Origin of the sequence: Streptomyces sp. NPDC059009, from assembly GCF_042740175.1 — a bacterium.
In the GTDB taxonomy this organism is placed as follows: domain Bacteria; phylum Actinomycetota; class Actinomycetes; order Streptomycetales; family Streptomycetaceae; genus Streptomyces.
In genome coordinates this window covers 84,645-107,507 of record NZ_JBHYJB010000018.1, presented here as the reverse complement: position 1 = coordinate 107,507, position 22,863 = coordinate 84,645, and the positions used below count along the sequence as shown (strand labels likewise).

General features: G+C 70.5%; 22 protein-coding genes. 12 read left to right on the top strand and 10 right to left on the bottom strand.

Annotation, left to right across the window (positions count from 1 at the left end):
- Positions 1–117: 117 nt before the first annotated feature.
- Positions 118–1,065 (top strand): trypsin-like serine peptidase, encoded by a 948-nt coding sequence (locus tag ACFWYM_RS19680; RefSeq protein ID WP_384838310.1) that lies wholly within the window; start codon positions 118–120, stop codon positions 1,063–1,065.
- Between the two features lie 19 nt (positions 1,066–1,084).
- On the opposite strand, the gene ACFWYM_RS19675 is transcribed toward ACFWYM_RS19680, so the two are convergent.
- Positions 1,085–1,933: an SMP-30/gluconolactonase/LRE family protein gene (locus ACFWYM_RS19675; RefSeq protein ID WP_384838307.1), complete on the bottom strand. Its 849-nt coding sequence runs from the start codon at positions 1,931–1,933 to the stop codon at positions 1,085–1,087.
- A complete protein-coding gene (locus ACFWYM_RS19670; protein WP_384838304.1) occupies positions 1,930–2,709 on the bottom strand; it encodes an IclR family transcriptional regulator in 780 nt (259 codons plus the stop codon). The genes ACFWYM_RS19675 and ACFWYM_RS19670 overlap by 4 nt, the downstream gene beginning before the upstream one ends.
- 254 nt (positions 2,710–2,963) lie before the next feature.
- Here ACFWYM_RS19670 and ACFWYM_RS19665 point away from each other — a divergent pair, with 254 nt between their 5' ends.
- The 7 genes from ACFWYM_RS19665 to ACFWYM_RS19635 all read left to right on the top strand — a co-directional run bounded on the left by ACFWYM_RS19665 (position 2,964) and on the right by ACFWYM_RS19635 (position 11,631).
- Positions 2,964–4,118 (top strand): mandelate racemase/muconate lactonizing enzyme family protein, encoded by a 1,155-nt coding sequence (locus tag ACFWYM_RS19665; RefSeq protein ID WP_384838301.1) that lies wholly within the window; start codon positions 2,964–2,966, stop codon positions 4,116–4,118.
- Positions 4,115–5,125: a zinc-binding dehydrogenase gene (locus ACFWYM_RS19660; protein WP_384838298.1), complete on the top strand. Its 1,011-nt coding sequence runs from the start codon at positions 4,115–4,117 to the stop codon at positions 5,123–5,125. Before ACFWYM_RS19665 ends, ACFWYM_RS19660 begins: the two co-directional genes overlap by 4 nt.
- Before the next feature lie 184 nt (positions 5,126–5,309).
- Positions 5,310–6,278, top strand: coding sequence for a hypothetical protein (locus ACFWYM_RS19655; RefSeq protein ID WP_384838295.1), 969 nt, complete (start codon positions 5,310–5,312; stop codon positions 6,276–6,278).
- Positions 6,279–6,282: 4 nt separating this feature from the next.
- Positions 6,283–7,410, top strand: a complete 1,128-nt coding sequence (gene chvE / locus ACFWYM_RS19650; protein ID WP_384838292.1) for a multiple monosaccharide ABC transporter substrate-binding protein — start codon at positions 6,283–6,285, stop codon at positions 7,408–7,410.
- Positions 7,411–7,442: 32 nt separating this feature from the next.
- The gene (gene mmsA / locus ACFWYM_RS19645) at positions 7,443–8,984 is read left to right on the top strand and encodes a multiple monosaccharide ABC transporter ATP-binding protein (RefSeq protein WP_384838457.1); all 1,542 of its coding nucleotides are present in this window, start codon (positions 7,443–7,445) and stop codon (positions 8,982–8,984) included.
- Between the two features lie 9 nt (positions 8,985–8,993).
- Positions 8,994–10,232, top strand: a complete 1,239-nt coding sequence (mmsB, locus tag ACFWYM_RS19640; protein ID WP_384838289.1) for a multiple monosaccharide ABC transporter permease — start codon at positions 8,994–8,996, stop codon at positions 10,230–10,232.
- Positions 10,233–10,473: 241 nt separating this feature from the next.
- A complete protein-coding gene (locus ACFWYM_RS19635; RefSeq protein ID WP_384838286.1) occupies positions 10,474–11,631 on the top strand; it encodes an aldose epimerase family protein in 1,158 nt (385 codons plus the stop codon).
- Between the two features lie 170 nt (positions 11,632–11,801).
- Here ACFWYM_RS19635 and ACFWYM_RS19630 read toward each other — a convergent pair whose 3' ends face one another.
- Complete coding sequence (locus ACFWYM_RS19630; protein ID WP_384838284.1) at positions 11,802–13,013, bottom strand: alpha-hydroxy-acid oxidizing protein; 1,212 nt, start codon at positions 13,011–13,013, stop codon at positions 11,802–11,804.
- A gap of 80 nt (positions 13,014–13,093) precedes the next feature.
- On the opposite strand from ACFWYM_RS19630, the gene ACFWYM_RS19625 reads away from it, so the two are divergent.
- Together ACFWYM_RS19625 and ACFWYM_RS19620 are read left to right on the top strand one after the other, a co-directional pair.
- On the top strand, positions 13,094–13,678 hold the full coding sequence (locus tag ACFWYM_RS19625; RefSeq protein WP_384838281.1) for a DUF5753 domain-containing protein: 585 nt from the start codon (positions 13,094–13,096) through the stop codon (positions 13,676–13,678).
- Positions 13,675–13,911, top strand: coding sequence for a DUF397 domain-containing protein (locus ACFWYM_RS19620; protein ID WP_384838278.1), 237 nt, complete (start codon positions 13,675–13,677; stop codon positions 13,909–13,911). Before ACFWYM_RS19625 ends, ACFWYM_RS19620 begins: the two co-directional genes overlap by 4 nt.
- Here the strand turns inward: ACFWYM_RS19620 and ACFWYM_RS19615 are convergent.
- Positions 13,908–15,068 carry a serine hydrolase domain-containing protein gene (locus ACFWYM_RS19615; protein ID WP_384838275.1) on the bottom strand — a complete coding sequence of 387 codons (1,161 nt, stop codon included), beginning with the start codon at positions 15,066–15,068 and terminating at the stop codon, positions 13,908–13,910. The two genes, ACFWYM_RS19620 and ACFWYM_RS19615, sit on opposite strands and share 4 nt — an antisense overlap.
- Before the next feature lie 345 nt (positions 15,069–15,413).
- Between ACFWYM_RS19615 and ACFWYM_RS19610 the strand changes: the two genes are divergently transcribed.
- On the top strand, positions 15,414–15,860 hold the full coding sequence (locus ACFWYM_RS19610) for a hypothetical protein (protein ID WP_384838272.1): 447 nt from the start codon (positions 15,414–15,416) through the stop codon (positions 15,858–15,860).
- A gap of 163 nt (positions 15,861–16,023) precedes the next feature.
- A complete protein-coding gene (locus tag ACFWYM_RS19605) occupies positions 16,024–16,521 on the top strand; it encodes a hypothetical protein (RefSeq protein WP_384838269.1) in 498 nt (165 codons plus the stop codon).
- A gap of 28 nt (positions 16,522–16,549) precedes the next feature.
- Here ACFWYM_RS19605 and ACFWYM_RS19600 read toward each other — a convergent pair whose 3' ends face one another.
- The 6 genes from ACFWYM_RS19600 to ACFWYM_RS19575 form a co-directional block, all read right to left on the bottom strand.
- A complete protein-coding gene (locus ACFWYM_RS19600; RefSeq protein WP_384838266.1) occupies positions 16,550–16,933 on the bottom strand; it encodes a VOC family protein in 384 nt (127 codons plus the stop codon).
- A 33-nt stretch (positions 16,934–16,966) separates the two neighbouring features.
- The gene (locus ACFWYM_RS19595; RefSeq protein WP_384838263.1) at positions 16,967–17,428 is read right to left on the bottom strand and encodes a hypothetical protein; all 462 of its coding nucleotides are present in this window, start codon (positions 17,426–17,428) and stop codon (positions 16,967–16,969) included.
- Between the two features lie 224 nt (positions 17,429–17,652).
- Positions 17,653–19,098, bottom strand: a complete 1,446-nt coding sequence (gene argG, locus ACFWYM_RS19590; protein ID WP_384838261.1) for an argininosuccinate synthase — start codon at positions 19,096–19,098, stop codon at positions 17,653–17,655.
- A 121-nt stretch (positions 19,099–19,219) separates the two neighbouring features.
- The gene (gene araD / locus ACFWYM_RS19585; RefSeq protein ID WP_384838455.1) at positions 19,220–20,950 is read right to left on the bottom strand and encodes an L-arabinonate dehydratase; all 1,731 of its coding nucleotides are present in this window, start codon (positions 20,948–20,950) and stop codon (positions 19,220–19,222) included.
- Between the two features lie 59 nt (positions 20,951–21,009).
- Positions 21,010–22,002 (bottom strand): dihydrodipicolinate synthase family protein, encoded by a 993-nt coding sequence (locus ACFWYM_RS19580; RefSeq protein ID WP_384838258.1) that lies wholly within the window; start codon positions 22,000–22,002, stop codon positions 21,010–21,012.
- On the bottom strand, positions 21,999–22,667 hold the full coding sequence (locus ACFWYM_RS19575) for a GntR family transcriptional regulator (protein ID WP_384838255.1): 669 nt from the start codon (positions 22,665–22,667) through the stop codon (positions 21,999–22,001). The genes ACFWYM_RS19580 and ACFWYM_RS19575 overlap by 4 nt, the downstream gene beginning before the upstream one ends.
- Positions 22,668–22,863: the final 196 nt, after the last annotated feature.

Genomic DNA, 22,863 nt, shown 5'->3' with positions numbered 1-22,863 from the left:
TTGACCCGCCCCTGCCGGAAGAGCACTCTTCCTCTCGCGCACAACGCTCCGCACCGCACAGCCAGGCACCGCAATGCCAGTCCGGCTCGTCCCCCACCGCGGCAGAAGGAGACACGCGTGAGACGTCAACGCACCGCCACAGCCGTCCTGTTATCGGTCGGCGCCCTGCTGGCCGGGGCCCTCTCCGCCACCACGGCGGCCGCCGCCCCGGCACCGGCACCCGCCCCGGCCGCCTCGTTCACGCAGACCCACCAGGCCAAGGGCTACTGGACCGCCGAGCGGATGCGCTCCGCGAAGCCGCTCGACATGCTCGACCTGAAGAGCCCCACGGCCCGGAGCGCACCCCGCCCCGGCGGGAAGCGCAGCGTCGTCGCGCCGACCGCCATTCCGCAGCCGGGCGGGCCCTGGACGGGCAACGGCGCGGTGGTGAAGACCACGGGCCGCGTCTTCTTCACCTTCCAGGGCAAGAACGCCTCCTGCTCCGGTTCCTCGGTCACCAGCCAGAACGGCTCGACCGTGATCACCGCCGGGCACTGCGTGAAGTACCAGGGCTCCTGGCACACCAACTGGACCTTCGTGCCCGGCTACCACGACGGCCAGGCGCCGTACGGCACCTGGTCCGCGACCAAGACGCTCGCCACCGACCAGTGGGCGGCGAGCGAGGAGATGAACTACGACGTGGGTCTCGCCGTCGTCGCGCCGCTGAACGGCAAGAAGCTGGCGGACACGGTGGGCGCGCAGGGTCTGGAGTTCAACGGCGCGTACAACAAGCCGATGTACGCGTTCGGCTACCCCGCCGCGTCCCCGTACGACGGCAGCAAGCTGATCTACTGCAGCGGCACGTCGGGCAAGGACTTCCTGCTCACCAAGGACCACAGCCTCGGCTGCAACATGACGGGCGGCTCCAGCGGCGGCCCGTGGTTCCGGTCGTTCAACGAGTCGACCGGGACCGGGCTCCAGTCCTCGGTGAACAGCTTCGGCTACACGTTCCTGCCCAACACCATGTTCGGCCCGTACTTCGGCAATGAGGCGAAGGCCGCGTACGACAAGGCCCAGACCTCCTGATTCAGCCCGCGGACGTCAGTCAGCCCGCGAACGGAGTCCCCGGCAGCCCCTGGCCCGCGTCCGGCAGTACGAGGACGGAGCCCGCCAGCGGGTGGGGTTGCCGGAGACCCGTACGGGCCGTCGTGATGTAGAGGTCGCGCAGCCCGGGGCCGCCGAACGCGCAGGCCGTGGGGCGGCGCACCGGGAGCTCGACCACGCGGTCCAGGGTCCCGTCCGGGGTGTAGCGGCGGACCTGGGCGCCGTCCCACAGCGCCACCCAGACGCAGCCGTCGGCGTCGACGGTGAGGCCGTCCGGGTAGCCTGCGCCCTCCTCGATCACCGCCAACGGGCTTCGGTCGACGGGGAGTCGGCCGTCCATGCGGCAGACGTCGACGCGGCGCGTGGGGCTGTCCACGTAGTACATCCGGGTGCCGTCGGGGCTCCAGCCGGTGCCGTTGCTGACGGCCACCGCGTCGGAGACCTCCGTGTGCGTGCCGTCCGGGGCGAGGCGGGTGAGGGTGCCGCCGCCGGGCTCCTCGTCGTAGCGCATGGTGCCCGCCCAGAGCGCGCCGTCGGGGGCCACGGCCGCGTCGTTGCCGCGGCGGCCGGGGACCGGGTCGCGCAGCAGCCAGGAGAAGGCGCCGTCCGCGTCGTAGCGGGCGACGCCGTCGCGGAGGTTGACCACGAGGCCGCCGCCCGCGCGGGGCTTCGCCGCGCCGACGTGCTGCTCCGTCGCCATGACCGTGCGGGCGCCGCTCGCCGGGTGGTACGTGTGGACGCGGGAGCCCAGGATGTCCACCCAGATCAGCCGGTCCGTCGCCGGGTCCCAGGTGGGGCCCTCGCCCAGGGACGCGAACTCCCGTACCGCCACGTCCACGTGACGCCTCATCGGTGGCCGCCCCGGTGCCCCAGGCGTGCGGAGAGGTCCGCGGCGCCCTTCGCGGCCAGGTCGGCGAGCTCCGCCTCGCGCTCCTCGGTCCAGCGGATCATCGGCACCGAGACGGAGAGCGCGGCGACGACGCGGCCCGAGGCGTCGCGGACGGGGGCGGCGACACAGCTCACGTCCGGGTTCGACTCGCGGTGTTCGGTGGCGATGCCGCGCTCGCGGATCCCGGCGAGGGCGGTGCGCAGGGCGTCGGGGTCGGTGATGCTGTTGTGGGTCATGCCGACGAGCTCGCCGCCCTCCTCCTCGATGCGCAGGTCCAGCTCGTCCGGGGGCAGCGCGGCGAGCAGCATCTTGCCGACCGAGGTGCAGTGCGCGGGGAGGCGGCGGCCCGCGGCCGAGACCATGCGGACCGCGTGCGTGGAGTCGACCTTGGCGATGTAGATGACGTCCAGGCCCTCGAGGATCGCGACGTGCACGGTCTCGTCGCAGGTCTCGGCGACCTCGCGGGCCACCTCCCGGCCCTCGGCGGCGAGGTCCAGCTGCTCCCCGTACCGGCTGCCGAGCTGGTAGGCGCGGACGCCGAGGCGGTAGCGGCCGGGCTGATCGGGCAGCTGCGCCAGGTAGTTGCGCGCCGCGAGGGTGGTGACCAGCTCGTGCACGGTGGTGCGCGGCAGCTGGAGCCTGCGGGTGATGTCGGGGGCCGAGAGCGTGCCGTCGCTCTCCAGGAACAGTTCGAGTATGTCCAGCGCCCTGGTCACCGCGGGGACGAGACGTCCCATGGTCCTCACCCACCCTGATTGTTCGAAACTCCGACCAATGGCCGGTATAGCGAACACAGGCTAGCCACAGCCTCGTTCGCCCGGCAATGGTCCCGCGAAGGCGACCGCGGACCCTGCGAAAGTAGCCGCCGCACGACCCATTGACACCCCCAGCGACGGCTGATTACGGTCACGCCACCATTTCGAACGTGTGACGAAATCTCGAACGCAGCTCACGAACCCCACGAACCCTACGAACCTCAGGGGCAACTGCCGTGCGCATCACGGGAATCAGCACTCATGTCGTCGGGACCCCCTGGCGCAACCTCACCTATGTTCTCGTCCACACCGACGAGGGCCTCACGGGCGTCGGCGAGACCCGGATGCTCGGGCACACCGACGCGCTCATCGGATACCTCCGCGAAGCCGAGGCCAACCACATCGCCGGGTCCGACCCGTTCGCGGTCGAGGACCTGGTGCGGCGCATGAAGTACGGCGACTACGGGCGGGCCGGCGAGATCGTCATGTCCGGCATAGCGGTCGTGGAGACGGCCTGCTGGGACATCAAGGGCAAGGCCCTCGGGGTGCCGGTGTGGCAGCTGCTCGGCGGCAAGGTCACGGACCGGGTCAAGGCGTACGCGAACGGCTGGTACACCACCGAGCGCACTCCGGAGGCGTACCACAAGGCGGCCCAGGAGGTGACGGCGCGCGGCTACCGCGCGCTGAAGATCGACCCGTTCGGGACCGGGCACTACGAGCTCGACCACCAACAGACCCGTGACGCCGTGGACTTGATCGAGGCGGTGCGGGACGCGATCGGGCCCGAGGCCGAGCTGATGCTGGAGATGCACGGCCGGTTCAGCCCCTCGACGGCGGTGCGGCTCGCCCACGACCTCGCCCCCTTCCGGCCCGCGTGGCTGGAGGAGCCGGTGCCGCCGGAGAACCTGAAGACGCTGAAGAAGGTCGCGGACAAGGTGGACCTGCCGGTGGCGACCGGTGAACGCATCCACGACCGGATCGACTTCCGCGAGCTCTTCGAGTCGCAGGCCGCCGACATCGTCCAGCCCGACCTCGGCCACATGGGCGGCATCCTGGAGACCCGCAAGCTCGCCGCGACCGCCGAGACCCACTATGTGCTGGTGGCCCCGCACAACGTGGGCGGCTCGGTACTCACGGCCGCCTCGCTCCAACTCGCCGCCTGCACCCCGAACTTCAAGATCCTGGAGCACTTCAACGACTTCGCGGACGCGGAGATCAAGAAGGTCGTGCGGGGCGCCCCGCAGGTGGACCCGGAGACCGGCTGCTTCGAGATCTCGCACGCGCCCGGGCTCGGCGTCGAGTTCGACGTGGACGCGGCCGCCGAGTTCCCGCAGCAGAAGGCCCGGTTCGACCTGTGGGCCGAGGGCTGGGAGCAGAGGTCCCCGAAGTGAGCCGGGCCCTGGTCGTCGACCGGCCCGGCGTGCACCGCCTGGCCGTCGGCGAGGTGCCGGAGCCGGGCCCCGGCGAGGTCCTGGTGCGGGTCGCCGCCGCCGGGATCTGCATGAGCGACCGGGAGGTGTACGACGGCCACCGGGACGCCGCCTACGTCCGCTACCCCGTCGTGCCCGGCCACGAGTGGTCCGGCACGGTGACGGCGGCCGGCGACGGCGTGGACCCCGGGCTCGTGGGCCGCAGGACGGTCGCCGAGGGGTTCCGGGCGTGCGGGGTGTGCGAGCGCTGCCGGTGCGGCGAGACGAGCCTGTGCACCGGCGGGTACGCGGAGACCGGGTTCACCGAGCCGGGCGCCTTCGCGGACCATCTCACCGTCCCCGCACGCCTGTTGCACCCGCTGCCCGACGACGCCGACCTGCGGGCCGCGTCCCTGCTGGAGCCCGCCGCCGTCGTCGCGGCGGCGGTACGGGCCGGGCGTCCGGCTCCGGGCGAGCGCGTCGCGGTCGTGGGGGCCGGGACGCTCGGGCTGCTCGCCGTGCAGCTGCTCGCCGCGGTCTCGCCCGCCGAGCTGGTGGTCCTGGACCCGCGCGCGGCCCGCGGCGAACAGTCCCTGAGGTTCGGTGCGAGCGCCGCGCACTCTCCCGTCGAACTCCCGTCCCTGACCAGCCACTTCGACCTCGTGGTGGAGACCGCGGGCGGCCCGTCCACGGCCGCCGACTCGTGCCTGCTCGCCCGCAGGGGCGGCCGCGTCGTGCTCACCGGGATGTTCACGCCGGGCGCGGCCGGGATCGACCCGGTGCATCTGTCGCTGAGCCAGCTGGAGATCCGCAGCGTCTTCGGGGCCCCGTCGTCGGCCTGGACCGCGGCGGTACGGGCCTTCGGCCTGGGGCTGCTCGACCCGGCGCCGCTGATCACGCACGAGTTTCCGCTGGAGCGGTTCGCGGAGGCGGTCGACCTGGTGGGCGGGGGTGACCCGAAGACCGGGAAGGTCCTGCTGCGTCCCTGACCGTGCCGCGACGGGCACCCTCTCACCTCCGTACCGCCCACGCCCTTCGGGCTCGTCCTCAACCTCCGGACGGGCTCTGCCTGCCCACCCTCTCTCTTCCTCTCTGCCCACCCTCTCTTTGCCCACCTTTCCGAACGTCGTTCGAGATACCGAACACCCCTGACCGGACCACCCTGGGAGTCCCGTGACCACCCCCTCACCGCCCCGCCGCCCCGGCGCCGCCGCCCTCGCCCGCGTCGGCCACGCCGTCCCCCGCGTCGACCCGGCCGACGCCTCCCCGCACACGTTCCCCGACGGCGGCACCTGGCGCACCGAGATCCCCTCCGTGGAGGGCCCGGAGGCGCTGTCCGTCGTGCTCAAGGAGAGCGCGCGCCTGGATCTGCCCGTGCACCGGATCAGCCAGGGCAGCGGTGTGTGGATGCTCACCGACGTCGAGATCACCGAGATGGCCGAGGCGTGCGCCGAGCGCGACATCGAGCTGTGCCTGTTCACCGGCCCGCGCGGCACCTGGGACATCGGCGGCTCCACACGCAGCGACTCCGGCGGCGCCGGGCTCCGCGCCCGGGGCCACGACGCGCTCGCCGGCTGCGTCGAAGACGCCCTGCGCGCCGCCGAGTCGGGGGTGCGCTGCCTGCTCGTGGCGGACGAGGGCGTGCTGTGGACGCTGCACCGGCTGCGCGCCGCCGGGCTGCTGCCCGCCGACACGACCCTCAAGCTGTCCGCGCTGACCGGCCCGGTGAACCCCGCCTCGTACGCCGTCTACGAGCGGCTCGGCGCCGACTCCCTCAACGTGCCGTCCGACCTGACCCTGGACCACCTCACGGAGATCCGCCGGGTCAGCCGCGCCCCCATGGACATGTACGTGGAGGCGCCCGACGACCTCGGCGGCTATGTCCGGATGTACGAGGCGGCCGAGCTGATCCGGCGCGGCGCGCCCCTGTATCTGAAGTTCGGCCTGAGCAAGTCGCCCGGCATCTACCCCTACGGCGCCCATCTGCGCGAGCACACCCTCGCCACCGCGCGCGAGCGGGTGCGGCGCGGCCGCCTCGTCCTCGACCTCCTCGCCCGGCACGGCGCCGACGGCGGGATGTCGCCGCTCGGCGCGCGCCTGCCGGGCGAACTGAGCCGTTTCCCCGTCCCGGAAGGGGACTGATCCCATGCGCACCCGCAGAATCCGTACGAGGGCGAGCGCCACGCTCCTCGCCCTCGCGCTCCCCCTCTCCCTCGCCCTCACCGCCTGCGGCCAGGAGGCCAAGGGCGGCAGCCGCTACAAGCCACCGGCCGGCAAGGGCGGCACCATTGGCCTCGCGATGCCCGTGAAGTCCTCCGAGCGGTGGATAGCCGACGGCAAGAACATGGCGTCGCAGTTCAAGAAGGCCGGGTACGACACCGACCTGCAGTACGCCGACGACAAGGTCGAGAACCAGGTCGCCCAGATCGAGAACATGATCACCAAGGGGCACCGGCTTCTCGTGATCGCCGCGGTCAACGGCTCCGCGCTCACCGACGTGCTGAAGCAGGCGCACGACGCGGGCATCCCCGTGATCTCGTACGACCGCCTCATTCTCGGCACCAAGAACGTCGACTACTACGCGTCGTTCGACAACGAGCGCGTCGGCCGCCTGCAGGCCCAGTACCTCGTCGACAAGTTGAAGCTCGGCAAGCCCGACAAGGACGCGGGCGAGGCGAAGTCCATCGAGCTGTTCGCGGGCGACCCCGACGACAACAACACCCGGTACTTCTGGAACGGCGCCATGAAGGTGCTGAAGCCGTACTTTGACAGCGGCCAGCTCGTCGTGCGCAGCAAGCAGACGCGGATGAACCAGGCCACCACGCTGAAGTGGGACGGCGGCACCGCGCAGAAGCGCATGGACGACCTGATCAGCAAGAGTTACGGGGAGCGGCGCGTCGACGCGGTCCTCTCCCCGTACGACGGGATCTCCATCGGCATCATCTCGGCGCTCAAGAGCGCGGGGTACGGCTCGAAGAGCGAGCCGCTGCCGGTCATCACCGGGCAGGACGCGGAGCTGGCCTCGATCAAGTCGATCAACCGGGGCGAGCAGACGCAGACCGTCTTCAAGGACACCCGCAAGCTCGCCGAGCAGGCAGTGCAGATGGGCGACGCGCTCCTCAACAAGAAGAAGGTGAAGGTCAACAACACCACCGACTACAACAACGGCAAGAAGACCGTGCCCGCGTATCTGCTCGACCCGGTCAGCATCGACAGGTCCAATACGCAACTCCTCGTCGATGAGGGGTACTTCAAGGCCGGGCAGCTCAAGTGACGGCGGCGGTGACGGGGAAGCCCGTACTGGAGATGCGCCAGATCACCAAGACGTTCCCCGGCGTCAAGGCGCTCTCCGAGGTGAACCTGGCGGTCCGGCCCGGGGAGATCCACGCGATCTGCGGCGAGAACGGGGCCGGGAAGTCGACCCTGATGAAGGTCCTGAGCGGAGTGCACGCGCACGGCTCGTACGAGGGGGAGATCCTCTTCGACGGGGAGCCCGTCGCCTTCAAGGACATCCGGGCCAGCGAGAAGCGCGGCATCGTGATCATCCATCAGGAGCTGGCTCTCGTCCCGTACTTGTCGATCGCGGAGAACATCTTCCTCGGCAACGAGCAGACGTCACCGCGCGGCCTCGGCGGCTTCGTCGACTGGAACGGCACGCTGCGGCGGGCCTCCCGGCTGCTCAAGCGGGTGGGGCTGCGCGAGAACCCGCAGACGCCGGTCGCGGACATCGGCGTCGGCAAACAGCAGCTCGTGGAGATCGCGAAGGCGCTGTCCAAGGAGGTGCGGCTGCTGATCCTCGACGAGCCGACGGCCGCCCTCAACGACGAGGACAGCGCCACGCTCCTCGATCTGATCGTGGAGCTGCGGGAGCAGGGCATCGCCTCGATCGTCATCTCCCACAAGCTGGGCGAGATCCGGCAGATCGCGGACGCGGTGACGATCCTGCGCGACGGCCGGTCCATCGAAACACTGACGGTGCGCGAACGGCAGGGCGCCGAACCGGAGTTGAGCGAGGACCGGATCATCCGGGGCATGGTCGGGCGGGACCTCGACCACCGCTTCCCGGAGCGGACGGCGTACGAGGGCGAGCCGGCGACGGCCCTGGAGGTCTCCGGCTGGACGGTGCGGCACCCCGTCGACCACCAGCGCACCGTCGTCGACGACGTGTCGCTGACCGTGCGGCGCGGGGAGATCGTCGGCATCGCGGGCCTGATGGGCGCGGGCCGCACGGAACTCGCCATGTCGGTGTTCGGGCGGTCCTACGGGATCTATGAGGCCGGAACCGTCGCCGTGAACGGCCGGGGCGTGCAGACGAAGACGGTGCCGGCGGCCGTGGCGGCCGGGATCGCGTACGTCACGGAGGACCGCAAGCGCTACGGCCTCAACCTCATCGACACCATCAACCGCAATGTCTCCCTGGCGTCCCTGTCCGGGATGACCCGGCGCGGCGTCGTCGACGAGCACCACGAGCGCTCGGTCGCCGAGCGGTACCGCACCTCCATGAACATCAAGGCGCCCACGGTCTTCGAGCAGGTGGGCCGACTCTCCGGCGGGAACCAGCAGAAGGTCGTGCTGAGCAAGTGGATCCACGCCGACCCTCAGGTGCTGATCCTCGACGAGCCGACGCGCGGCATCGACGTCGGCGCCAAGTACGAGATCTACACGGTCATCGACCGGCTCGCGGCGCAGGGCAAGGCGGTGGTGTTCATCTCCTCCGAACTGCCCGAGCTGCTCGGGATGTGCGACCGGATCTACACGATGGCCGAGGGGCGGTTCACCGGCGAGGTGGAGCGGGCCGACGCCACCCAGGAAGTCCTGATGCGCCAGATGACCCGGACCAGAAGCTGAGGCCCCGCCATGACCACGACGACCACTCCCTCCAAGGACACCCCGCCAACGACCGCTGCCGGTAACGCCGTTCACTCGGCGGGAGCGGTCCTCCTCGACAGCGTGCGCGCCAACATGCGCCAGTACGGGATGCTGATCGCGCTCGCCTTCATCGTCGTCCTGTTCCAGATCTGGACCGACGGCACGCTGCTGCTGCCGGGCAACGTCTCGAACCTGATCCAGCAGAACGGCTACATCCTCATCCTGGCCATCGGCATGATGATCGTCATCATCGCGGGCCACATCGACCTGTCGGTGGGCTCGCTGGTGGCGTTCGTGGGCGCCATGGCGGCGGTGATGATGGTGAAGCACGACCTGCCCTGGGTGCTGGCCCTCGTCCTCTCCTTGCTGATCGGCGCGGTGGCCGGGGCCTGGCAGGGCTTCTTCATCGCGTATCTCGGCATCCCGTCGTTCATCGTGACGCTCGCCGGGATGCTGCTGTTCCGCGGCCTGACGCAGATCGTCCTGGAGGGCCAGTCCCTGGCCCCCTTCCCTGACGGCTTCCAGAACATCGCCAAGGGCTTCATCCCCGAGATGGGCCCGTACACGCAGTACCACAACCCGACGCTCGTCCTCGGCCTGGCGACGGTCGCCTTCCTGCTGCTGCGCGAATGGCGGGACCGCAAGCGGCAGTCGGCGTACGAACTCGACGTGCTCCCCGCCGGTCTGTGGGCGGCGAAGTGCGTGGCGATGACGGCGGCGGTCGTGGCCTTCACCCTCACCCTCGCCAGCTTCCACGGCGTCCCCGTGGTCATGCTCATCATGTGCGGCCTGCTGATCGGGCTCGGCTATGTGATGCGCAACGCGGTCGTGGGACGGCACGTGTACGCGCTCGGCGGCAACAAGGCCGCCGCGAAGCTGTCCGGCGTGCGGGACCAGCGCGTCACCTTCCTGGTCTTCGTCAACATGGGCGTCCTCGCGGCGCTCGCGGGCTGTGTCTACGCGGCCCGCCTCAACGCGGGCACCCCGCAGGCGGGCCTCAACTTCGAACTCGAGGCCATCGCCGCGTCGTTCATCGGCGGCGCGTCGATGAGTGGTGGGGTCGGCACGGTGATGGGGGCGGTCATCGGCGGCCTTGTGCTGGGTGTGCTGAACAACGGCATGTCGCTCGTCGGGATCGGCACGGACTATCAGCAGGTCATCAAGGGGCTTGTGCTGCTGGCCGCGGTCGGCTTCGACGTGTGGAACAAACGCAAGGTGGGCCGCTAGGCCCCGCCCGCTTCTCCTTCCCCAACCCCGCCCCTTCCCGATCCGGCGACTCCGTCGCCCCTGGGGCACCGCTCATGGGGCTGCGCCCCTTGCCCCCGATCGGCGCTCCGCGCCTCGTCCTCAAACGCCGGACGGGCCGGCCGCAGGCCGCGATCGGGGCGCCCCAGGCCCCGGCGGAGCCGGGTTTCGGGAAGGGACGGGATCGGGGAAGGGAAATCAACTCCCGACCCAGGAGCCACAGATGGAAACGAACAGACGCACCGTCCTCGCCGCGGCCACCGCCGTGGGCCTCACGGCGGCCACCGCAGGCACCGCACGGGCCACCACAGGCGGAAAGCCCCCCACCAAGGAACCCTTCGGCCGCACCCCCGACGGCACCAGGGTCCACCGCTGGACCCTGGAGAACGGCGGCACCCGCCTCAAGGTCCTCTCCTACGGCGGCATCGTGCAGTCCCTCGAACTGCCGGACCGTCACGGCCGGTACGCGAACGTCTCGCTGGGCTTCGACAACCTCGACGACTATCTCGACGCCACCACCTTCTTCGGCGCCCTCATCGGCCGCTACGGCAACCGCATCGCCAAGGGCCGCTTCACCCTCGACGGCACCACGCACCAGCTCTCCGTCAACGACGGCGAGAACAGCCTGCACGGCGGGGCCAAGGGGTTCGACAAGCGCGTGTGGGACGTCGAGCCCTTCGCGGACGGCCGCCGTGGCGTCGGGCTCGTCCTCAGCCGCGTCAGCGGGGACGGCGAGATGGGCTACCCCGGGACCCTGCGCGTCCAGGTCACGTACACGCTGACCGTGCGCGGAGACTGGCACATCGACTACGCGGCGACCACCGACAAGGCCACCGTCGTCAACCTCACCAACCACACGTACTACAACCTCGCGGGCGAGGGCAGCGGCGACGTCCTCGGCCATGAACTGCGGCTCGCCGCCGGCCGGTTCACTCCCACCGACAAGGGGCTCATCCCGACCGGCGAGCTGGCCGGGGTCGCCGGCACGCCCTTCGACTTCCGGCGCGGCAAGTGCATCGGGGACGACATCAGGGCCGCGCACCCGCAGCTGGTGACGGCCCAGGGCTACGACCACAACTGGGTCCTCGACAAGGGCCTGACCCGCTCCCCCGAGCCCTTCGCCACGCTGCGCGACCCGGACTCGGGGCGGACCATGACGATCGCCACCACCGAGCCGGGCGTGCAGTTCTACTCGGGGAACTTCCTCGACGGCACGCTCACCGGGACCGGCGGGCGGATCTACCGGCAGAGCGACGGGCTGTGCCTGGAGACCCAGCACTTCCCGGACTCACCGAACCACCCGTCGTTCCCGTCGACGGTGCTGCGGCCCGGCCGGACGTACCGGTCGAGCACGGTGCACCGTTTCACTGCGCGCGCATAGGGCCCGTACCGGACGGGGGCCGGTCACGCCCTGCGCCCGTCGGCGAGCGGCACGCCGAAGTCCGGCGTGCCCGCCTGCCGCCCCACTCGCTGGTCACCGGTCCGACGGTGTCCTTCCACTGGTACGAGCGCTTGCGCTGATGGCCGGACCGCACTGAGCCCGAGCGGGCACTACGTCAGCGTGACGTGCTCGGGCCGCAGGTCCGCGACCCGCTCGACGCCGAGCAGCTGCATCGTCCGCAGGATCTCCGTGCGCAGAATGTCGACGGTCCGCTCGACGCCACGTCGGCCGCCCGCCATGAGCCCGTACAGGTAGGCGCGGCCGACCAGGCACAGGTCGGCGCCGCGCGCGAGGCCCGCCACGATGTCGGCGCCGGACATGATGCCGGTGTCCAGCCAGACCTCGGCCTCGCCCTGGACGGCGTCCACAGTCTTCGGCAGCAGCTCCAACGGCGTGGGCGCGCGGTCGAGTTGGCGTCCCCCGTGATTGGAGACGACGACCGCGTCGGCGCCGTGCTTGACCACGTCGCGCGCGTCGTCGCTGTTCTGGATGCCCTTGACGACGAGCTTGCCGGGCCAGGCCGCGCGCACCCAGTCGAGGTCGTCGAAGTCGAGCGACGGGTCGAACATCGCGTTCACCAGCTCGGCCACCGTGCCGTCCCAGGAGGTGAGGGAGGCGAAGGTGAGCGGCTCGGTGGTGAGGAGGTTCGCCCACCACGAGGGATGCAGGGCGCCGTCGACAAAAGTCCGCAGGCCCAGGCTCGGGGGCAGGGTCAGTCCGTTGCGCACGTCCCGCAGCCGGGCCCCGGAGACCGGAGTGTCCACGGTCAGGATCAGCGTGTCGTACCCGGCGGCGCGGGCCCGCTCGATGAGCTCGCGGCAGGCGGCCCGGTCCTTCCACACGTACAGCTGGAACCAGCGGCGGGCATCGGGCTCGGCCGCGGCGACGTCCTCGATGGACGTCGTGCCCATGGTCGACAGGGCGTACGGGATCCCGGCCGGGCGGGCCGCCGCGACGACGGCGCGCTCGCCCTCGTGGTGCATCATCCGCGTGAACCCGGTGGGGGCGAGGGCGAAGGGCAGCTCCGACCGCTTGCCCAGGACGTCCACTCCGAGGTCGACGTCGGCGACCCCGCGCAGCACGTGGGGGTGGAACTCGGCCCGCGCGAAGGCCCGTCGGGCCCGCCGCAGGCTGATCTCGCCCTCGGCGGCCCCGTCGACGTAGTCGAAGACCGCGCGCGGGCACCGGCGGACGGCGAGGCGCCGCAGATCCGCGATGGTGTGCGCCTGCGCGAGACGCCGCTCGACCGGATCCAGGATCGGCTTCCTGGGCCGCAGGATCTCGGCCAGCTCCTTGGGCCGGGGTATCCGACGCTCGACCACGTGAGTCCCTTCGACGACTTCACCGCACGCCCCGCCCCGGGCGCCGCGGCCAGCATGCCTCACCCGAAGTCGGCCTTCCAGTGCGCCTGTTGATCACTCGCACGCCCGTACTCTGTCGCGGAGTACGGGCCGCCGCCCTGGCGATCAGCCTCGATACGTACGAGTGCAGGCTCGTGCCTGGGCTGCTCCAGTCGGAGGGGTACATCCGCGCCGTGTACGACAACTCGATCCCGCCAGTCACCGATGAGTACCTGGAATCCCAGGTACTCATGCGGCTGGAGCGTCAGCGGATCCTGCAGGAGCGGCCCAACACGGCGTTCAGCTTCATCATCGAAGAGGCCGTACTGAGAAGGCAGTTGGGCGGGCCGGGGGTCACTCGCGACCTCCTCGATCACATGATCAGGTGCGCACAGGCACGGAACGTCGTACTCCAAGTGATGCCGTTGAAGTCCGGTCGGCACGCCAGCCTGGCGGGGCCCATGCAGCTGCTGGAGACCCCGGATCGACAACGGTTCGCCTACTCGGAGGGGCAGAAGAACGGCCGCCTGATCTACGACCCGAACGAAGCTGCTGAACTCCATCAGCGGTATGCAACACTGCGCTCGCAGGCCCTCACTCCCGCAGACTCCTTGGGCCTGCTGGAGCGACTGCGAGGAGAACTATGAGCACCGCCGAACTCGCCTGGTTCAAGTCAAGCTACAGCAGCGACCAAGGCGACTCCTGCATAGAAGTCGCCCTCGACTGGCACAAGTCGTCGTACAGCACCGCACAAGGCGACGACTGCGTAGAGACAGCCACCTGCCCCACCCTCATCCACGTCCGCGACTCGAAGGACACCTCCCTCCCCCACTTCACCGTCACCCCCGACGCCTGGCGCGCCTTCCTGGCCTCGCGCTAGCCGCCGCAGAACTCCGCCTCGATCACATCCGTGTAGAGCGAGCTCTTCGGCAGCCAGTCGCCGTTGATGTTGAACGTCAGCTGGTGCTTGCCGTCGGGCGTGCCGACCATGGCGGAGAGCGAGCCGTTGGCGCGGCCGGTCTTGCCCACGACCCGCACCCCGCAGGTCAGTTCCGCGAACTCGACCCCGAGCCCGTAGCCGACGCCTTCCCCGAACGGCACTTCCTGGAGCATCTCCTTCATCTGGGCGCGGGGCAGCAACTCGCCCCGCATCAGGGCGCGTTGGAAGCGGTTCAGGTCTCCGCTGGTGGAGATGATGTCGCCCGCGGCGCCGAGCCAGGTCATGTTCTGCTCGGTCGCGTCGACGACGGAGGCGTCGGGGGCGTCCTCGTGGAGACGGGAGTACGCGACGGGGTGCGGGGCCGGCATCTGGGGCACCGTACCGGGGAAGGACGTCTCGCGCAGCTTCAGCGGGTTGATGAGGCGCCGGGTGACCTCCTTGGCGTAATCGCGGCCGGTGACCTTCTCGATGACCATTCCGGCGATCACGTAGGCCGTGTTCGAGTACACGGGGTTCTTCTGCGGGTCGGGGTGCGGCGGGTGCTTCAGGGCGATCGCCACGAGCTCTTCGGGGGTGTGCGTGTCGTAGCGGTGCTGCTCGAAGCCGGGGCCCGCGGCGTCGCGTATGAAGTCGGCGTCGTCGGTGTAATTGGCCAGTCCGCTGGTGTGGTTGAGGAGCTGCCGCAGGGTGATCGCGTCACCGTCGTACCCATTGCCGTGGATGAGTCCGGGCAGCCACCGCTCGACGGTGTCGTCGAGGCTCAGCCGCCCTTCCGCCTCCAGCTGGAGCAGGACGGTGGCGATGAAGGTCTTGGTCACGCTGGCTCCACGGAAGTGGTCGTCGCCCGACCGCTTGCGCCCCGTGGCGGTGTCCGCGTATCCGGCGGCCCCGTACCAAGTCCCTTTTCCGTCACGGACCTTGGCGGCGACGCCGGGCAAGTTGCCCTTCTCGACGAGGGCGCGCAGAGCCGCCTCGGTCGCCTTGTGCCCTCTCTCCTCCGGGGCGGCCTGCGCCGCCGTCGGGGCGAGGGCGCCGACCGCCAGGGTGGCGCTCACGGCCAGGGCGAGTGAGGCGGTAAGTGCGGTGCGCTGCTTCATTGTTGCTGCCTCCGAGTCACTGTCACGGAAGGGGCCGAACTCGCCCCTGTGGTGGGTGTGACGCCGAACCTAGGCAGCCGAGTTGAGCGCCGGGAAGGGAACCGATCAAGATGGAGACCGTGGTCGTACGGCGGCACTTCACGGTCGTACGACCTCGTCCTCGACGTCGTACCGGGGCATGATCCGCCGGGCTCACGTCTTGGGGTAGGCGTTCCCCTGAGCTCGCTGTTTCGGGTACGCCCGAAGAGCGTCGCCCGCAGCAACGCACGCCGGGCAGAGTGGCGTGTGCACGGCGGGAACGAGGCCGCCGACGCATCAGCCCAGAGACAAGAGCGCGGGGGACACATGAACATCGCAAGCATCCGGAACGCCGGAATCAAGCACCGCATCGCGGGAGTGGCCGTGGCCGGCGCCGCGGTCCTGGCCGTGGGCGGCGCCACCACGGTGTCGGCCCAGGCGCAGAGCTCGGCGTCGACCTCGGCGTCGGCCGAGTCCTCGTCGGCGGCCGCCTACCGCTGTCCCTCAGGGGCGATCTGCGTACACGGCTACAAGGTGGTGAACGGTCACAAGAAGTACTCCTGGGCGTCCCCGAAGTACTCCTGCGTCAACCACGGCCCGTGGAAGAAGTGGATGCCGACGTCCTACATCAACAACCAGACCCACGGCACCGTCGCGAAGTTCAAGGACGTGGACAAGCGCACGATCCAGAAGAGCAAGCCCGCCTCCAGCAGTGGCCCGGTCAAGGGCAAGGTCAAGTACCCCGGCAGGACCTTCTACGTGAAGCCCTGCTGACACGGCTCCACTGGTGCGGGCCGCCGGAACGAACAGGCGGCCCGCACCGCTGTCATGCCTCCTCCATCATGAGGCCATAGCGCTATTGGTCTTGGACGCTATGAGTTGGCGAGCCATAGCGTCGCAGTGTCCTCAAGGACAACTGCCGCCAGGAGGAAGCACCATGGTCACGCTCAGGAAGCTCTCTGCCCTGTCTCTGGTCACCGCTCTGGTCGGGGTCTGCGCCGTGGGCAGCGCGGACGCCGACAGCCCGGACACCCCGAGCAGCGGCGACAGAGGCAACGTCGAAGTCCTCGAACTCAAGATTCACAACGACCAGTACACGGCCACCGACCTCGGCCCGGCGGGGCCGAGCCTGGGCGACATGGACGTCTACTCCGGCCTCGCGCTCCACGAGGACGGGCGCAGGGCCGGAGTGGGGGGCGGGACATGTCAGGTCGTGCGCATCGAGGGTGAGAAGCGCACGACGCAGTGTCTGATCACGATCGAACTCGACCGTGGCTCCCTGACGATGCAGTCGCTCTGGACGAGCGGGTCAACAGCCCCGCTCGACATGGCCATCACCGGTGGCACGGGCGACTTCAGCAACGCACGCGGCACCGCCACCTATTGGGACATCGCCACGAAGAAGGAGCGGATGCGGGCCGAGATCCAGCGCTGAGAGCCGTCCCACCTCTCGGTCGATACTCTCAGTCGATGCAGAACTCGTTGCCCTCGATGTCCAGCATCGAGATGCACGCGTCGTCGCCGTCATACAGCGTGCGCACATGGACCGCGCCGAGCGGGACCAGCCGTGCGCACTCGGCCTCGAGCGCGGCGAGGCGCTCCGGCCCCCTGAGTCCGGTGCCGACCCGCACATCGAGATGCACCCGGTTCTTGACCGCCTTCCCCTCGGGAACGCGCTGGAAGTACAGGCGCGGGCCCACACCTGAGGGATCACTGCAGGCGGACCAGGAATCCCCCTGCCCGGGCGGCGGCTCCACGACGTACCCCAGCACCTCGCACCAGAAGCGCGCGAGACGCTCGGGTTCCGCACAGGCGAAGGTGACTTGGAACTTCTTGATCGCAGACATCGGCGCACCCTAACAGGGGGCTGTGTTGCTCCCTCAGGTGACCGTCACGTCCACGACCGGGTCGTCGTTGATGGTGCGGCCGGGCACCTGGTACGTGGCGAACAGCCGGTATTCGCCGGGCAACCCGCCCTGGAAGAAGGGGCGTTGGTTCACGACGCAGTTGCTTCCCGCCGTGCCGACGGTCTGGAAGTACGTGGCCGGGCCGACCGCTTCGAAGGTGATGCTCGTCCCCGGCTTGATGCCGTTGCCGCCCAGTTCATAGCGGGCACCACGGGCCATCGTGATGCGCTGGACGCCGAAGCGCTGGTCGCCCTCGTATCCCGAGAAGTAGACCCCGCCGTTGAAGATGTTGTACGCGTGGCCGAGCGTCCGGCAGGTCGCGGCGGCGGCCGACGAGGCGGTGGCCGTCACCGTCCCGAGGGCTGCGGTGACGACGAGGGCCAAGGTGAGGAACAGGCGCCCGATGGTGACTTTCGGGCCGGCAGCGGTGCTCATGGGAGATCGCCTCCTGATGCCGTCACCGATCGCTACGTCGACCGGTGACCGGTGACCGGTCACGTACGAACAGGGCATGTGCAGTACGCACGTGCAGTACGCATGTGGAGCACGCATGTGCGCTACGAAGAGAGACGGGCAGGAGCCTAACGCGGCCGGTTCGACGCCACAGGCGCCGAACCGGCCTTTCTCACCTCTGGGACCCGAGACCGGGCCCGGGCCGGTCAGTCCGTGCCCGACTCCATCGCGGCACGGTCGAGCGCCACGTCCTCGTCGGACGCCTCGCCGCGCGAGGCGATGGCCTGGGCGCCGCCCTCCGGCATGGGGCCGATGAGGCCGGTCGCCGCCGCCTGGGCGGAGCCGACCGCGGAGTCGCCCGCGCCGAGCAGGCCGAGGCCCGCGTACTGCTCCAGCTTGGCGCGGGAGTCGGCGATGTCGAGGTTCCGCATGGTGAGCTGGCCGATCCGGTCGACCGGGCCGAACGCGGAGTCCTCGGTGCGCTCCATGGAGAGCTTGTCCGGGTGGTAGCTGAAGGCCGGGCCCGTGGTGTCGAGGATCGAGTAGTCCTCGCCGCGCCGCAGCCGCAGGGTGACCTCGCCGGTGACGGCGGCGCCGACCCAGCGCTGCAGGGACTCCCGGATCATCAGGGCCTGCGGGTCGAGCCAGCGGCCCTCGTACATCAGCCGGCCGAGGCGCCGGCCCTCGATGTGGTACTGGGCGAGGGTGTCCTCGTTGTGGATGGCGTTGACGAGGCGCTCGTACGCGGCGTGCAGGAGGGCCATGCCGGGGGCCTCGTAGATCCCGCGGCTCTTGGCCTCGATGATCCGGTTCTCGATCTGGTCGGACATGCCCATGCCGTGGCGGCCGCCGATGGCGTTGGCCTCCATGACCAGGTCGACGGCGGAGGCGAACTCCTTGCCGTTGATCGTGACCGGGCGGCCCTGCTCGAAGCCGATGGTGACGTCCTCGGTCGGGATCTCGACCGAGGGGTCCCAGAACTTGACGCCCATGATCGGCTCGACGATCTCCAGGGAGACGTCGAGGTGCTCAAGGGTCTTGGCCTCGTGGGTGGCGCCCCAGATGTTGGCGTCGGTGGAGTACGCCTTCTCGGCGGAGTCCCGGTAGGGCAGGCCGTGGGCGACGAGCCACTCCGACATCTCCTGGCGGCCACCGAGCTCGGCCACGAAGCCCGCGTCGAGCCACGGCTTGTAGATCCGCAGGTTCGGGTTGGCGAGCAGGCCGTAGCGGTAGAACCGCTCGATGTCATTGCCCTTGTACGTCGAGCCGTCGCCCCAGATCTGGACGTTGTCCTCCAGCATCGCGCGCACCAGGAGCGTGCCGGTCACGGCACGGCCCAGCGGCGTGGTGTTGAAGTAGGCGCGACCACCGGAGCGGATGTGGAACGCCCCGCAGGTCAGCGCGGCCAGGCCCTCTTCGACGAGCGCCGCGCGGCAGTCGACGAGACGCGCGATCTCGGCACCGTAGGTCTTCGCACGACCGGGCACCGAGGCGATGTCGGGCTCGTCGTACTGACCGATGTCAGCGGTGTAGGTGCACGGGACGGCGCCCTTGTCGCGCATCCACGCGACCGCGACAGAGGTGTCGAGGCCACCGGAGAAGGCGATGCCGACGAGCTCGCCGGCCGGGAGGGAGGTGAGGACCTTGGACATAGGAAGAGTATGCATGAAGACGCATGGTCATGCAAAGCCGGTTTTCCGGGAGCAGGCGGTGACGGGGGCGGGGGCGGTACGCAGAGTGAGAGGGGAAGGGCGGCCCCGCCGCCGCGCGGGTTCAGCCCGCGTGCGGTTCCGGTATCTCGCCCGGCCGGGCCAGGAACGCGAAGTCGCAGCCGGTGTCGGCCTGGGTGATCTGTTCCTCGTAGAGCGCGCCGTAGCCGCGCCCGTACCGCTGGGGCGGTGGGGTCCACGCGGCACGGCGTCGGGCCAGTTCCTCCTCCGGCACGTCGAGCCGGAGGCTGCGCGCCGCGACGTCCAGGGTGATCGGGTCGCCGGTGCGGACGAGGGCGAGGGGGCCGCCGACGTGGGACTCCGGTGCGATATGGAGCACGCAGGCCCCGTAGCTCGTGCCGCTCATGCGGGCGTCGGAGATCCGCACCATGTCGCGCACGCCCTGCTTGAGGAGGTGCTCGGGGATCGGCAGCATCCCGTACTCGGGCATGCCGGGGCCGCCCTTGGGGCCGGAGCCGCGGAGCACGAGCACGCTGTCGGCGGTGATGCCGAGGTCCGGGTCGTCGATGGTGCGCCGCAGGGTCTGGTAGTCGTCGAAGACGACGGCGGGGCCGGTGTGCCGGAGCAGCCGGGGCTCGGCGCTGATGTGCTTGATCACGGCGCCGTCCGGACAGAGGTTGCCGCGCAGCACCGCGAGGCCGCCCTCGGCGGCGACCGGACGTGCGCGGGTGCGGATCACGTCGTCGTCGTGGACGCCCGCGCCCGCGAGCTGGTCGCGGAGCGAGTCGTGCGCCACCGTGGGGCGGTCCAGGTGCAGCAGGTCCGGGATCCGCGAGAGGAAGCCGGGCAGTCCGCCCGCGAAGTGGAAGTCCTCCATCAGGTACGGGCCGCCGCCGGGGCGCACATTGGCGAGGACCGGCACGGTGCGGGCGATGCGGTCGAAGTCGTCGAGGGTGAGCCGCACGCCCGCGCGTCCGGCCATCGCGATGAGGTGGATGACGGCGTTGGTGGAGCCGCCGAGGCCGAGGACGGTCGTCACCGCGTCCGCGAAGGCGTCCGGGGTGAGGAGTTCGCCCAACGTGCGGTCCTGCCAGACGAGTTCGACGATCCTGCGGCCGCTCGCGGCGGCCATCCGCTCGTGCTCGGAGGCGACGGCCGGGATCGAGGAGGCGCCGGGCAGCGTGACGCCGAGCGCCTCGGCCGCCGCGGTGAGCGTGGAGGCGGTCCCCATCGTCATGCAGTGCCCGGGCGAACGCGCCAACCCGGCCTCCAGCTCGGCCAGTTCACAGTCCCCGATGAGCCCGGCCCGCATGTCGTCCCAGTACTTCCACATGTCGGTGCCGGAGCCGAGGACCTCGCCCCGCCAGTGCCCGGGCAGCATCGGTCCGGCGGGCACGAAGACGCCGGGCAGGCCGGCCGACGCGGCGCCCATGAGCAGGGCGGGGGTCGTCTTGTCGCAGCCGCCGAGGAGGACGGCGCCGTCCACCGGGTAGGAGCGGAGCAGCTCCTCGGTCTCCATGGCGAGGAGGTTGCGGTAGAGCATCGGGGTCGGCTTCTGGAAGGTCTCGGAGAGCGTGGCCACCGGGAATTCGAGGGGGAATCCCCCGGCCTGCCACACGCCCCGCTTCACCGCCTGGGCGCGGTCGCGCAGATGCACATGGCAGGGGTTGATGTCCGACCAGGTGTTGAGGATCGCGACGACCGGCTTGCCCAGGTGCTCCTCGGGGAGATAGCCGAGCTGGCGGGTGCGGGCGCGGTGGCTGAAGGAGCGCAGGCCGGAGGAGAGGCCGCTGCCGTACCACTGGTGGCTGCGGAGGTCCTCGGGGCGTTTCATGCGGGCCTCGGGGTGCTTCATGTGGGCCTCAGAGTGCTTCGTCTGCTCCTCAGGGCGCTTCATATGTCGCCTCCGGATACGGCTCCTTCGGATACGGCGCCTCCGGATGCGCGCCCTCCGGCGGCCCACTCCGCCGCGATCGCCGCGACCTCCGCGCGCCGCTCCTCGGGCAGCTCCTTGCCGGGCGGCCGGACGTCGCGGCGGCACAGGCCGAGGGAGGCGAGGGCCTCCTTGACGACGGTGACGTTGTCGGCGGAGGCGTGTGCGGCGCGCAGCTCCTCGAAGCGGCGGATCCGCTCCCAGACCTTCATCGCGGCCGGGTGGTCGCCGGACCGCAGCGCTTCGAGCATGCGCAGCGAGAGGTGCGGTGCGACGTTCACGAGCCCGGAGGTGAAGCCGGTGGCCCCGGCCGAGAAGTACGCGGGCGCGTACGACTCCGCGAGCCCGGCCACCCAGACGAAGCGGTCCAGGCCCGCGTCCCGCGCGAAGCCCGCGAACCGGGCCGCGTCCGGCACCGCGTACTTCACGCCGATGACGTTCGGGCAGTGGCCGGCGAGCTCGGCGAGGCGCGCCCCGGGCAGCAGCGGGTCCCGCAGATAGGGCACGACGCCGAGCTCGGGCACGGCCTCGGCGACGGCCCGGTGGTAGTCGACCCAGCCCGCCTGGGAGACGTACGGGTGCACGGGCTGATGCACCATCACCATGTCGGCCCCGGCGTCGCGGGCGTGCCGTGCGGCGGCGACGGCGGTGGGCACGTCGTGGCCGATGCCGACGAGGACGGTGGTGCTTCCCCGCACCCGCCCCCTCACCTGTTGAAGCGTCAACTCGACGTTCTCGTCACGCTCTTCGGGGCTCAGCGCATAGAACTCACCGGTGTTCCCGTTCGGCGTGAGCGTGCGGACGCCGCCGTCGAGCAGCCGGTGCAGCAGGGCCGCGTGGGCCTCCCGGTCGATGGTTCCGTCGGCGGCGAAGGGGGTCACGGGGATGGCCACGACGTCGGCGAGGGCGGCGCGTCGGGCATCGAAGCGAGTGTCGAAGGCCGTCGTGCTCACGCCCGCGCCCCCGCTCCCTCGGGGCCGGGAAAGGCCCGCCGTACGAAGGACGCGATGTGCGCGTGCAGCGCCCGCCCGGTCCCGTCCGCGTCCCGCTCCTCGGCCAGCCGCAGGATCTCCCTGTGCTCGTCGGCCTCCCGCTCCCAGGAGGGCTCACCGGCCCAGGCGACGGCGGAGACCAGGGCGGCCTGGTCGCGCACCTCGTCGAGCATCCGGACGAGCAGCGGGTTGCCGCACGGCAGATAGAGGGAGCGGTGGAACTCCCGGTTGGCGAGGGAGCGTTCGGCGGCGTCGGCGGCCCCGTCGGCGCGGGCGAGGGCCTCGCGGGCGGCGGCGAGGGCCGCGTCGAGGGCAGCCCCGGCGCGCACCGCCCGGCGCACCGCCTCGGGTTCGAGGAGCAGCCGCACGTCGTGCACCTCGTGCGCCATGGCCGCGTCGACCTCGCGCACCGTGGCGCCCTTGAACTGGCTCATCACGACGAGGCCGGTACCGGCGAGGGTCTTGAGGGCCTCGCGCACGGGGGTCTTGGACACCCCGAACTGCTCGGCCAGTTCGGTCTCGACCAGCGCCTGACCAGGCGTCAACTGCCCGGCCAGGATGCGGTGCTTGATCGCGTCCTGCACGAACTGGGTGCGGGACGGGATCGGGACGGGGACTGCGGTCATGCACACCTCGCCGGCTCGCATATGGCGTCTCATATATGACGTAGGGACGGTAGAAAGCAACCGACGTTCCGTCAACACCTATGTCAGGCACGCCAGTTGGCCTGATTCAATCTGAGCGTTCCTGTCTGTTCCTGTTGACGTGTGCGCGATAACGGTTGAGACTTCGGACCGCTCCTCCCTCCCGCACGACCACGTG